This window comes from Psychromonas sp. Urea-02u-13 (genome assembly GCF_002835995.1).
Lineage (GTDB): Bacteria > Pseudomonadota > Gammaproteobacteria > Enterobacterales > Psychromonadaceae > Psychromonas.
The window spans coordinates 112361-124993 of sequence record NZ_PJBZ01000040.1; the positions used below are offsets into that span (position 1 = coordinate 112361).

The 12633-nt window shown below is 40.0% G+C and carries 10 protein-coding genes; 9 read left to right on the forward strand and 1 reads right to left on the reverse strand.

Annotation, left to right across the window (positions count from 1 at the left end; all coding sequences use genetic code 11):
* Positions 1 to 80 precede the first annotated feature (80 nt).
* The 4 genes from CXF74_RS03615 (at position 81) to ispG (ending at position 4385) form a co-directional block, all read left to right on the forward strand.
* The gene (locus CXF74_RS03615) at positions 81 to 1199 is read left to right on the forward strand and encodes a bifunctional tRNA (adenosine(37)-C2)-methyltransferase TrmG/ribosomal RNA large subunit methyltransferase RlmN (RefSeq protein ID WP_101081035.1); all 1119 of its coding nucleotides are present in this window, start codon (positions 81 to 83) and stop codon (positions 1197 to 1199) included.
* Positions 1200 to 1368: 169 nt separating this feature from the next.
* Positions 1369 to 2151: a type IV pilus biogenesis/stability protein PilW gene (gene pilW, locus CXF74_RS03620; protein ID WP_101081036.1), complete on the forward strand. Its 783-nt coding sequence runs from the start codon at positions 1369 to 1371 to the stop codon at positions 2149 to 2151.
* 2 nt (positions 2152 to 2153) lie between these two features.
* Positions 2154 to 3254 carry a RodZ domain-containing protein gene (locus tag CXF74_RS03625; protein ID WP_101081037.1) on the forward strand — a complete coding sequence of 367 codons (1101 nt, stop codon included), beginning with the start codon at positions 2154 to 2156 and terminating at the stop codon, positions 3252 to 3254.
* 21 nt (positions 3255 to 3275) lie between these two features.
* Positions 3276 to 4385 carry a flavodoxin-dependent (E)-4-hydroxy-3-methylbut-2-enyl-diphosphate synthase gene (gene ispG / locus CXF74_RS03630; protein WP_101081038.1) on the forward strand — a complete coding sequence of 370 codons (1110 nt, stop codon included), beginning with the start codon at positions 3276 to 3278 and terminating at the stop codon, positions 4383 to 4385.
* Between the two features lie 313 nt (positions 4386 to 4698).
* Here the strand turns inward: ispG and CXF74_RS03635 are convergent, their stop codons facing one another.
* Positions 4699 to 6612 (reverse strand): methyl-accepting chemotaxis protein, encoded by a 1914-nt coding sequence (locus tag CXF74_RS03635; RefSeq protein ID WP_101081039.1) that lies wholly within the window; start codon positions 6610 to 6612, stop codon positions 4699 to 4701.
* Positions 6613 to 7059: 447 nt separating this feature from the next.
* Here CXF74_RS03635 and hisS point away from each other — a divergent pair, with 447 nt between their 5' ends.
* The 5 genes from hisS to CXF74_RS03660 all read left to right on the forward strand — a co-directional run bounded on the left by hisS (position 7060) and on the right by CXF74_RS03660 (position 12573).
* The gene (gene hisS, locus CXF74_RS03640; RefSeq protein WP_101081040.1) at positions 7060 to 8331 is read left to right on the forward strand and encodes a histidine--tRNA ligase; all 1272 of its coding nucleotides are present in this window, start codon (positions 7060 to 7062) and stop codon (positions 8329 to 8331) included.
* A 166-nt stretch (positions 8332 to 8497) separates the two neighbouring features.
* A complete protein-coding gene (locus CXF74_RS03645; RefSeq protein ID WP_101081041.1) occupies positions 8498 to 9172 on the forward strand; it encodes a tetratricopeptide repeat protein in 675 nt (224 codons plus the stop codon).
* A gap of 17 nt (positions 9173 to 9189) precedes the next feature.
* Entirely contained in the window at positions 9190 to 10392 is a 1203-nt protein-coding gene (gene bamB / locus CXF74_RS03650) for an outer membrane protein assembly factor BamB (protein WP_101081042.1), read from the forward strand.
* Positions 10393 to 10866: 474 nt separating this feature from the next.
* Entirely contained in the window at positions 10867 to 12336 is a 1470-nt protein-coding gene (gene der / locus CXF74_RS03655; protein ID WP_101081043.1) for a ribosome biogenesis GTPase Der, read from the forward strand.
* Between the two features lie 12 nt (positions 12337 to 12348).
* The gene (locus CXF74_RS03660; protein WP_101081044.1) at positions 12349 to 12573 is read left to right on the forward strand and encodes a zinc ribbon domain-containing protein; all 225 of its coding nucleotides are present in this window, start codon (positions 12349 to 12351) and stop codon (positions 12571 to 12573) included.
* The last annotated feature ends 60 nt before the right edge of the window (positions 12574 to 12633 follow it).

Consider the following 12633-nt stretch of genomic DNA (forward strand, 5'->3'; position numbering starts at 1 on the left):
CACTACTTTTTATGGGTAGCTATATATATTAAATATTGTAGAATCCCTCTTTTTTAGCATTTTGTATTATCGAGGCTCCAATGAGTATTAAAAAAGTAAATCTATTAGATCTGAACCGTGAGGCATTGCGTGAATTTTTTGTCGAAATGGGCGAAAAACCGTTCCGTGCGGAACAGGTGATGAAATGGGTTTACCATTTTGGCTGTGAAGACTTCGATTTGATGGATAACATCAATAAAAAACTGCGTGAAAAATTAAAGCAACGCGCTGAAATTGTTGCACCAGAAGTAACAGTAGAGCAACGCAGTAGCGATGGTACCATTAAATGGGTTATGCGTGTTGGTAACCAAGATATCGAAACTGTTTATATTCCAGAAAAAGATCGTGCGACATTATGTGTTTCATCACAGGTGGGTTGTGCATTAGCGTGTAACTTCTGTTCAACAGCGCAGCAAGGCTTTAACCGTAACTTAACCGTTTCTGAAATAATTGGTCAAGTATGGCGTGCAGCTAAAATTGTCGGTGTGATGGGTGAAGCGGGCAAACGTCCTATTACTAATGTTGTAATGATGGGTATGGGCGAACCATTACTTAATCTAAATAACGTTATTCCAGCAATGGAACTGATGCTAGATGATTTCGGTTATGCGTTATCAAAACGTCGTGTCACTATTTCAACATCGGGTGTAGTACCTGCATTAGATATTTTAGGTGATCGAATTGACGTTGCATTAGCTATCTCATTACATGCTGCTAATGATGATTTACGTTCACAAATGATGCCGATTAATGATAAATACAACATTGCTGATTTTCTTGCTGGCGTAAAACGCTACATGGAAAAATCAAAAGCAAACCGTGGCAAAGTAACGATTGAATATTTATTATTGGATCACTTCAATGATTCAACGGATCAAGCACATGAGTTAGGCATTCTTTTAAAAGATACGCCATGTAAAATCAACTTGATTCCATTTAACCCATTCCCGGGTAATGATTATGAAAAACCAAGTAATAGTCGTGTTGATCGTTTCAGCAAAGTATTGATGGAATATGGTTATACCGTTATTGTGCGTAAAACGCGTGGTGATGATATTGATGCAGCCTGTGGTCAATTGGTTGGTGATGTTATTGACCGTACTAAACGTGTGATTAAGAAGCGTCAGCAAGGCGAAACAATCTCAATTACAGAAGCTTAAAATAAAATCTTAATATACAGAATGATCGAAGTAGGAAAACCACACAAAATAGAATGAAAAATGGCATTACTTCGGTCACAATGCCTATACCCATATTTCTTCAAAATACTTTCTTTACGTAGTTGATGATTATGGGTATATCTTGCTTATCAAATAGTCTAAGGGAAATATGCGTCTATTTTTTGTTGTTCTTTCATCTGTTCTGTTTTTAAGTGCTTGTGTCTCTAGCGAAACATCTATCACCACCAAAAATACAGGCGCAGGTCATGCAACTCAGTTCGACCCAAAAGGGGCCGCTGAAACACGGGTTAAACTTGCATTGGTTTATTTGCGTAAAAGTAATATGCAACAAGCAAAAGAAAACCTCGATAAAGCCTTAGAATACCAACCCAATGATGCCAATATTTACCGAATTTTTGCCTACTATTATCAACGCGTAAACGAAAATGATACCGCTGAAGAGTATTATAAAAAATCACTGCGTATCGACTCAAAAAATGCAGATACCTATAACAACTACGGCACTTTTTTATGTAAATTGGCGCGTTATAAAGAAGCTGAAAAAGCTTTTGTAACCGCTGTTGAGCAGTCGACTTATACCGGTGTTGCAAATACTTATGAGAATGCCGCTGTGTGTGCAGAAAAAGCAGGCGTCACCGAAAAAGCACTTTATTATTACCAATATGCGCTTTCGCATAATCCTAACAAATCTTACATTAACCTTTCTTTAGCGAAACTGAATATTGATGAAAAAGAATATGCTGCCGCACGTTTAAACTTGTTTAATTTCCAGAAAAAAAGCAAAACCAATGCAGAAAGTTTATGGCAATGGATTCGCTTAAGTTACGCGACCGAGAAAGGGGCTAGTTTAAGCAAGTATGCCGGGCAGCTATTAGAGCAGTTCCCTGACTCTGAGCGTGCATTAGATTATTTAAACCATGAGTATTATTAACAATGAAAATAGATGATAGTGAATCACCTGAAATTATTGTCCCGTTAGGTAAAGCCTTAAAAGATGCACGTTTACAGGCTTCATTATCGGTTGATGAAGTCGCAGAGAAGCTGAATTTAGGGCTTGCTACAGTACATGAACTTGAAGATGCGCTGGACAGTGTGTTAGAAACGAAAAAATACCCAGTGATTTATTTACGCGGTTACCTTGTCAACTATGCCAAATTAGTTGGATTAAATACCTTAGAGTTGTTTGTTGAATATCAGCAACTTTGCACTGTGCAGAAAAAAACAAAATCCATTTCTTCCTCCTCTCTAACTATTCCGTTGACTAAGAAACGCTCTAAATTTTTACCCGTTTTATTTATTTTTATTATGCTATCTATTGTCATTGCAGCGGTATTGTTCCTGTTTAACAAACCCTTTCTGAACGTATTTCAGGCTATCAATTCAACATTCTCAACCAGTGTTGAACACGAAGGCTCGAGTACAAAGCTGATCCTCACAGAAAATATTTCATCAGAGAGTGAAAAGCAATTAACAGACAGTGAAAATACAGGCGCTAATGACACGCTTAACGAGACGTCGACACAAGCAAAAAAAGACGCCATTAAGGTAAACGTTAGTCCTGAACCTGTTGCGCATGTTGTTGAACCCATTGCAGAAGATGTCGCGGTGCCACTTGTTGAGCCCACAGAGGTTATCGAAGACGTTAGCACTGCAGAAAGCAGCAGTGAACCTGTTCAACAAGTTGAAGCAAGCTTTGATGCTTTTGAAGCAGTTGCCTCTGATACTGAAAACGATGAACAAGCGTTCGCAGAAGAAACCGCTGAAGCCGCGATTGAAGAAGAATTACCCGCAGGGCCAGAGGCTTTGTCGCTGGCTTTTAATGCCGATTGTTGGACAGAAGTATTTGATGCAAAGGGCGACCGAATTGCCTTTGGTTTGTACAAAGCTGGCCGTGTATTAATGCTTTCTGGCAGCGCTCCTTTTCAGCTAAAATTAGGTGATCCCAGCGTTGTCGAGATACAATATCAAGACCAAATTATCGAAGGTGAGTTTACACCTGGTCGTAGTGCGCAGTTTAGCGTACCACTCTCTTAAATTTTACACAGAGTTGCTTTTATGAGTCATACCTCTTCAATTATTCGCCGCGTATCTAAACAGATAATGGTTGGCAATGTTCCCGTTGGTGGTGGTGCCCCGATCACAGTCCAATCGATGACCAATACCTTAACCACTGACGTTGCAGCCACAGTGGCACAAATCAAACGCTTAGAAGCGGTTGGTGCAGATATGGTACGTGTTTCAGTACCCACTATGAACGCTGCAGAAGCGTTTAAAGAAATTAAAAAACAAAGTAATATTCCGTTAATTGCGGATATCCACTTTGATTACCGAATCGCGCTTAAAGTCGCTGAGTACGGCGTCGATTGCCTGCGAATTAACCCAGGTAATATCGGCAACGAACAACGTATTCGCAGTGTGGTAGATGCCGCGCGTTTTCATAATATTCCAATTCGTATTGGCGTAAACGGCGGATCGCTTGAAGCCGATATTCAAGAGAAATACGGTGAACCTACGGCGCAAGCCCTGGTTGATTCTGCATTGCGCCATGTTGATATTTTAGACCGACTTAACTTTGAACAATTTAAAGTGAGTGTTAAAGCGTCTGATGCGTTACTTGCCGTTGAGTCATACCAGCTATTGTCAAAACAGATTATCCAACCATTACATTTAGGTATTACTGAAGCGGGTGGTTTACGCAGCGGTAGTGTTAAATCAGCGGTGGGTATGGGCATGTTACTGTCGCAAGGTATTGGTGATACGTTACGTGTTTCATTAGCCGCTGACCCTGTTGAAGAGATCAAAGTCGGTTTTGATATTTTAAAATCACTGCGTATTCGTAGCCGTGGTATCAACTTTATTGCGTGTCCGACTTGTTCGCGTCAAGAGTTTGATGTGATAGCAACGGTGAATGCGTTAGAAGAACGTTTAGAAGATATTATCACCCCGATTGATGTTTCAATTATTGGCTGTGTTGTAAACGGCCCTGGTGAAGCGCTTATTTCAGATATCGGCATTACCGGTGGTAAAACCAAAAGTGGTTTTTATGAAGACGGTAAACGTCAAAAAGATCGCTTCGATAATGACAATGTTATCGACCAGCTTGAAGCAAAAATTCGTGCGCGTGTGAGCCGTACTGATCCAAACAATCTAATTCTAAAAGTGTAAACGCTAGACTCGAACGTTGAAAACCCGTGATGTTTAAGCATCACGGGTTTTTTTATACCTGCTGACTTCCAATTTAACGGCACCCTGATTGTCTATTAAGGGTAACGGCTGTTATACCAATCCGCTTAACTCTCTGATCTACCTTGCTGGTTAAAATCGACGATAACGTCGTTGTTTTTAATCCCAATAGCCAGCTATTGCTCAATCAAACGCCTTGTTTGCATCAATTTTTCCTACGCAATTTTAGGCCTCTTAATTAAGCGGAATGGTATTAAATAGTATCAACTTTATTTTTGATGATTTTTGAAGCTAACTATTTAAGCTTAAATCGACTTACAATACCGACCAATTGTTCATTACAACTTGCTAGACTTCTTGTACTATCCATTGTTTTATCACCATTATCAGTAAGCTGAGCTACCATATCTTGAATAGCAGTCATATTACGATTAATCTCTTCCGTTACTGAGCTTTGCTCTTCCGCTGCTGTGGCTATCTGAATCCCGAGATCATTGATTTCGGTGACAGAAGCGGTCATAGAATCTAAGCTATTATTGACGCTAGATGTCGTTTCAGCCGTTTGTTGGCAACTGACTTTAGTGATATCCATTGCTTGAACAACAGAGCCTGCGCCCGCGTTCAATTTAGCCAGCATTGCATTGATTTCAGAAGTACTCTGTTGTGTTCTTGCCGCCAGTGTTCGCACTTCATCTGCGACGACAGCAAATCCTCGGCCCTGTTCACCTGCACGAGCTGCTTCAATAGCTGCGTTTAATGCCAGTAGGTTAGTCTGATCGGCTATTGCACCAATCACACCCAGCACAGTACTAATTTTTTTTGTATCTTCATTCATGGTTTGAATAGTAATTGCCATCGCTTCAACTTCATTGACCAAATCAGCAACACTAAGCACAGCACCTTCCACCACTATTTTAGATTGGCGCGCCTCATCAGCTGACTTTTGAGTGAATGTAGCGGATTGTGCTGCACTTTGCGCGACACTATCAGCCGTTGAACTCATCTCGGTTACAGCCGTTACCACTTGATCTGTTTCGGATGCATGCGAAAGTAAGACGCCATTGTTATGTTCAGTTTGTGATTTTAGTTGCTCAACGCCTGCTGAAATATGCTCAGTGGACTCCGATATTTCTAACATCATCTGTTGTAAATTACTGACAAATTTATTGACAGACTCAGCTATTTGGCCCAAATCATCTTCACTATTTACCGCAAGGCGCTGGGTCAAATCAGCATTACCATGTGCCAGATCGAAGATAGTTTTTTTCAATGCCAAAATAGGACGATATATTTGATTAAGCACAAGGAGGATAATGGCAATGGCGAATGAAAGTAAGATGGTTGCTGTCAGTATTAATGAGGTTAATGCCTCTTCGACTTCAGCGTAAACAACAGACTTAGAGACAGCAACAAGTAAGTGCCAGCTAACGTCATCACTCAGGTTAATAGATTGAAAGTAGGCTATTTTCTCAATGCCATTCAAAGAGAAGTTAACGATTCCTTTGTTGTTGTTTAGTACTTCATGTTCCAAGTCGACGAGATCAGGAAAATCAGAGAGTTTGCTTTTACCTGGGATATCAACGTTACCCGTTGATGCTATCGTAATGCCTCGACGGTCATATAAACCTGTCATGGCGCCTGAAAAAAGGGATTGTTTGACTATGTCTTCAATCGTATCTAATTCTATATCCGCTAATAACACGCCTTCTAATTTTCCATTTTGATAAAAAGGTTCGGCTATGCTCACTAATAATTTTTTAGTGAGTGCATCTTGGTAAATATCCGTGACAATCGTTTTACGTGCTTTTTGGGCGAGGATGTACCAATCACGTGTCCGCGGATCGTAAAGAGAGATGTCTCGTTTGCCACTGGCTGCGCCGAAAGTGCTGCCATCAGAAAAACCAACAACAATATCAGAGGCTTTTGTTGATGCTGTAATTTGTTTAACCATGTGATGAATTTGTTCATCACCACGTGCTTGCGCAAAGTCTGGAGCCGTCGCAATTAGCGCCTCTTTAATCGTTTGAAACCACGTGTTTATTTTTGCTGAAGTCGTCTCCACTTTTAAAGTCGAGTATTGATCAATATTTTCCGACATTGCGCTAGATAGCTGGCGGTATGAAAGGGCATTTGAAATCGTTAGGGTAATAGTCAGCAGTAAAATGACAACTGTGATAATTCGGCCTTTAAAACTTGAAAAAAAATTCACGCGGGTATGTATCCTTTGGTCGGTGTTTGATCTGCAATTTGTAATAACACTAGATGCAGATATAAGTATTGATCTAGTCAGGTTTTTTAAAAAAATAATACTATAGAACTACGCTGTATTTGTATATTTGTTTGTCTAAATATGACATGAGCTGCCGGACCTGTTGCTCTAGGTTGTTTTTGTATTTATTGACCGATAAACAAGCGATTTATTTATAGAGTTATCTGTATGTTAAATTGTTTGTTTTTTTGAATCATTGATGGAAAAAAATGTAGCGGCTTTGATTAAGTCTTAGTACTAACAATTTATGAGCCAGCAGTACGTGAGCCTAGTCGTTGTTTGGTTTCATGCCTCGACTATGTTCATCTAAGGGCTGCTGAATTTTGCATATTGAATGATAACGGGTATAATCTTTAATTTTTTATTCACCAGCATTGAGAATTCATCGTGGCAAAAAAGATCCAAGCTATTCGTGGCATGAACGATACCCTTCCTGAGCAAACTCCTGTTTGGCAAAAATTAGAAACGCTTTTAAGAAGCGTGGTGAGTAGTTACGGTTACTCTGAAATTCGTATGCCAATCGTTGAAAGTACAGCGCTTTTCAAACGTTCAATCGGTGAAGTCACCGATATCGTTGAAAAAGAGATGTATACCTTTGATGATAACGGTGACAGTTTAACATTACGCCCTGAAGGTACTGCTTCTTGTGTTCGTGCTGGTAACGAACATGGTTTACTTTATAACCAAGAACGCCGTATGTGGTACATGGGACCTATGTTCCGCCACGAGCGTCCTCAAAAAGGCCGTTACCGCCAATTTAATCAATTTGCGATTGAAACCTTTGGTATTGCAACGCCTGATATCGATGCGGAAGTTATCTTACTTTCTGCTCGTTTATGGAAAGCACTGGGTATCGACTCACATGTTGAGCTGCAGTTAAACTCACTAGGTTCAAATGAAGCTCGTGCTTTATATAAAGAAGCGTTGGTGAGTTATTTAGAATTACACGAAGATAAGTTAGATGATGACAGCAAACGTCGCATGAAAACCAATCCATTACGTGTTTTAGATAGCAAAAACAAAGACGTTCAAGCTGTTTTAGTTGATGCACCGAAACTTTCTGAGCATCTTGATGACGAATCAGTGTCTCATTTTGCAAAACTGCAACAATACCTTGATGCAGCGGGTATTAAATACGTGATCAACGAACGTCTTGTACGTGGTCTTGATTATTATAACCGCACTGTATTTGAATGGGTTACATCAAGCTTAGGCGCGCAGGGTACTATTTGTGCTGGCGGTCGTTACGATGGTCTTGTTGAACAACTTGGTGGTAAAGCAACACCTGCTGTTGGTTTTGCGATGGGACTTGAACGTATTGTATTAATGCTTAACGAACTTGAGCTTAATGGCGATGTGACAAAAGATGTGGATATTTATAGTGTGCTTGTGGGTGACGATACCGATATTGCAGGCTTTAAAATGGCAGAGCTTATTCGTAGTGAATTACCACAGCTTAAAATGATGCATCACTGTGGCGCTGGCAAGTTTAAAAAACAGATGAAACGTGCTGATACAAGCGGCGCGCGCATTGCGTTAATTATTGGTGAGAGTGAGTTACAAGATAACACTGTTACTATTAAAGATTTACAAGGCAACGCTGACCAACAAACTGTTTCAATGGATGAACTGGTTGCGGTTTTGGCGACTTATTTTTAAGGTCATGCTTTAGATTAAGGTCGTTTAAGGCAAATTTTAAGCGGAAATACGCATTTAAATTATTAAACTGCGCTTTCCGCCTTGAATTGGACATAAATGCCTTACCCCTGGACATTAGCACTTATATAATAATTTTTAGAACAAATAATATATTAAGGAAAAGATTGTGGTTGATATTATTGAAGGTTACGAAACAGAAGAACAACAAGTTGACGCTATTAAACAGTGGTGGAAAGATAACGGCAATACATTAATGATTGGTGCTGTTGTTGGTTTAGCGGGACTTTGGGGCTGGCGTTTTTATAACGATTCTGTTGTTGAAGGACAAGAGAAAGCATCACAAGCTTACAGCGATATGTTAGTGCAGTTTGAATCTCAAGGTTCAGACGCTGATCTTGATAACGTACAAGCATTTATTACTGAAAATGGTGATAGTAACTACGCAGTATTAGCGTCTTTGTTATTAGCAAAAGAAGCCGTCGTACAAAAAGATTTCACGCTAGCAAAAACACAATTAGTACAGTTGCAAGGGCAAAACAAATACGCGCCACTGAATGCGCTTATTAACTTGCGTTTAGCACGTGTTGAAGTTGAACTGGGTCAGTTAACTGATGCATTATCAACGCTTGCTTTGATTACAGAAGCTGGCTTCCTCGCTAAAGCTGAGCAAATTAAAGGCACTGTTTATTTACAACAGGGCGATGTAAATAATGCGCGTATCGCATTTCAAAGTGCCATTGATGCAAGTAAAGGGCGTATTGATCCTATTTTACAACTGCAGTTTGATGACATTGCAATCGCTGTTGAAACTGAAGCAACTGAGCCCGTTTTAGGCAATTAACAATAGTTGAGATAATAATGAAAAAAGGCCTTAAACAGCTTCTAACATTAGCAACGTCTACCTTGTTATTAACCGGGTGTTCACTTTTTTCAAGTGAAGAAGATGTTGTTACGATGGCTGAGTTACCCGTTTTTGAAGCAAGCTACACACCTCAAATCGCCTGGACAGCAAGTATCGGTAGTGGTGTTGAGAAATACTATTCACAACTACAGCCTGCCGCTGATGATGACGCTGTTTATGTGGCATCTCGCGAAGGCGAAGTAAAATCGTTTAATGCAGTGACCGGTAAACAGCTGTGGTCTAAAGACTTCGGCGACCATGAAAGTAACGCGCTTAATCGTTCTGCGCGTTTCTCTGGTGGTGTTCATTTAGCCCTGGATACGCTTTTTATTGGCACTGAAAACGCACAGGTTTTAGCGATTGATAAAGACTCTGGCGACCTTCGCTGGTTGGTTAAAGTCTCAGGTGAAGTGATTGCAAGTCCGATTTATTCTACCGGCCTAGTGATTGTTCATACCAGTCGTGGTGATCTGATTGCGCTTGATAGCAATAGTGGTGAAGAGGTTTGGGTACTTAATAACAAGCAACCTAAATTAACCTTACGTGGTAGTGCAACACCGACTATTTCCCAAGGTGGCATCATTTATGGTCGCGCCGATGGATTTGTTTCTGCTGCATTATTGTCATCAGGACAGCCACTATGGCAGTTGCCAGTTGCCCGCCCTTATGGTGCAACGGAACTTGATCGTATTGTTGATGCGGACATGAAACCGATTATTCGTAACGGTGTAATTTATGCATTAGCTTATAACGGTAACCTTGTTGCGATTGACCTGATGAAAGGCACGCAGTTGTGGGAACGTAAATACTCGGGTTACAACGATATCGCTTTATCGGGTAGTACTATTTATCTGAGTGATTACCGCGGTTATTTGTTTGCTATCGACAGAACAACAGGTGATGAGATTTGGGTCAATAAACAGCTGACTTATCGTAATCTCACCGGTGTTGCTATTGCTAATCAATTTATTGTGGTGGGTGATGCTGAAGGTTACCTGCATTGGATTGACCGTGATAACGGGCAATTTGTCGCACAACAAGAATTAGATTCAGATGGTTTATATATGCAACCCTTCGAAAGCTACAGTTACCTCTATCTGCAAACACGTAGTGGTAAACTGATTGCGATTGAGAAGCCGTCAATTAATAAGAAAGAGTAAAGGTATATTTACTCTTTATAAGCCTCTCGCCTTTATTGGCGAGAGGCTTTTTTCGTTTAGGGGAGGGGGAAACAAGCTATCAGTTTTTAGCTATCAGCTGTCAGTAAGGTCAAAAGATAAATTCAAAGCCCAATTTAAAAGCGATTAACTACAAAAGGAAAGCTAGCATGTTTTGCTCTTTTTCTTCGTGTAGCGTTCGCGGCTTCGTGGTGAAATGCTTTTGAACTTATGTTGTGAATTTACTGATAGCTGACGGCTAACAGCTGTTTTTCTCGTGTTCTCTGTGTGGAAATTATTGTTATACAGCGCACATAAATAATAAGAAATAGTAAATTTACATTTACTACGTATAATAGCTTATCGCCTTTTTGACTAGGGCATTTTTAGTTTTAAAGCATGCACAATTATACGAACTGAGAAAGTCTCGCGTTTAATAAGCAAGCGTATTATTTAGTTTTATAGGATACACAATTTATGTTACCAGTGATCGCCTTAGTAGGTCGTCCAAATGTGGGTAAATCCACATTATTTAACCGTTTAACACGCACACGTGATGCGCTTGTTGCGGATTTTCCAGGTCTCACACGTGACCGTAAATATGGACAAGCAAAAATCGATGAAGATGAATTTATCGTTATCGATACAGGTGGTATTACTGGTGATGAAGAAGGCTTAGACGCTGTAATGGCTGAGCAGTCTTTGATGGCTATTGATGAAGCTGATGCCGTTTTATTTATGGTTGATGCCCGCGTAGGTATGATGGTTGCTGACCAAGCAATTGCTGATCATCTACGTAAACAAGAAAAGAAAGTTTTCATTGTTGCTAATAAAACCGATGGTATTGATGCCGATTCAGCTTGTGCTGAATTTTACGGTTTAGGATTAGGCGAAGTTTATCATATCGCAGCTGCACACGGTAAAGGTGTGCGCCAAATGATAGATACAGCATTAGATGGTTTCTTTGAAGCACCTGTTGAAGGTGAACTTGATGACGAAGAATTCTTCGCACAAGATGAATACATCGAAGATGATGAAGAAAAACTATTAAAAGAGCAGGAACGTCTTGCTGCTATGCCAATTAAATTGGCTATTATCGGTAAACCAAACGTAGGTAAATCAACACTAATTAACCGTATTTTAGGTGAAGAACGTGTTGTTGTATTTGACCAACCTGGCACAACGCGTGACAGTATCTACATTCCGATGACACGTGATGAAAGAGAATATATCTTAATCGATACGGCGGGTGTTCGTAAGCGTAAAAAAGTGAATGAAACTATCGAGAAATTCTCGGTAATTAAAACACTACAAGCGATCGAAGACGCTAATACCGTATTATTGGTTATCGATGCACGTGATGGTATTGCAGAGCAAGATTTGTGTTTATTAGGTTATACCCTAAACGCAGGTCGCTCATTAGTAATTGCAGTGAACAAATGGGATGGCATGACTGATTACGATAAAGAGCGTGTTAAAAGCGAACTTGATCGTCGTCTTGGTTTCATCGACTTTGCTAAAATTCACTTTATCTCTGCATTACACGGTACGGGTGTTGGTCATCTTTATGAGTCTATTGAAGAAGCATACGACTCATCAACTAAGCGTATTTCAACGTCTATGCTAACGCGTATTATGACCATGGCAACAGATGATCATAATCCACCTATGGTACAAAGTCGTCGTGTTAAATTACGTTATGCACATGCCGGTGGTTACAATCCACCATTGATCGTAATTCATGGTAACCAAGTTAAAAAGCTACCACATTCTTACAAGCGTTACTTGATGAACTATTTCCGTCGTTCTCTTAAAATTATGGGCACACCTATCAGAATCGAATTCCGTGAAGGTAGTAACCCGTTTGAAGGTCGTCGTCAAAAACTGACACCAAACCAACTGCACAAACGTAAGCGTATGATGAGCCACCATACTAAGAAAAAATAATAGAGATTTAAGATGGAATTGAATTGTCCTAAATGTGAGCATGAATTAGATCGCAGTGGCGAATTAAAACGTCATTGTGAAAGCTGTAATAGCGATTTTAAATTGTTTATTGCTTGCCATGAATGTGGTGATGAAATAGAGCGCTTAAAAGCATGTGGGGCAGTGAGTTTTTGGTGTAATAGTTGTAATGAGCTGAAAAGTAAATCTTCAGCGATTTATACCTTAAAAGATGATTAACTGACTCAAATTCCAATTGAATTTCTTAAGCGCAATGGGGCAACTCATTGCGCTTTTTTG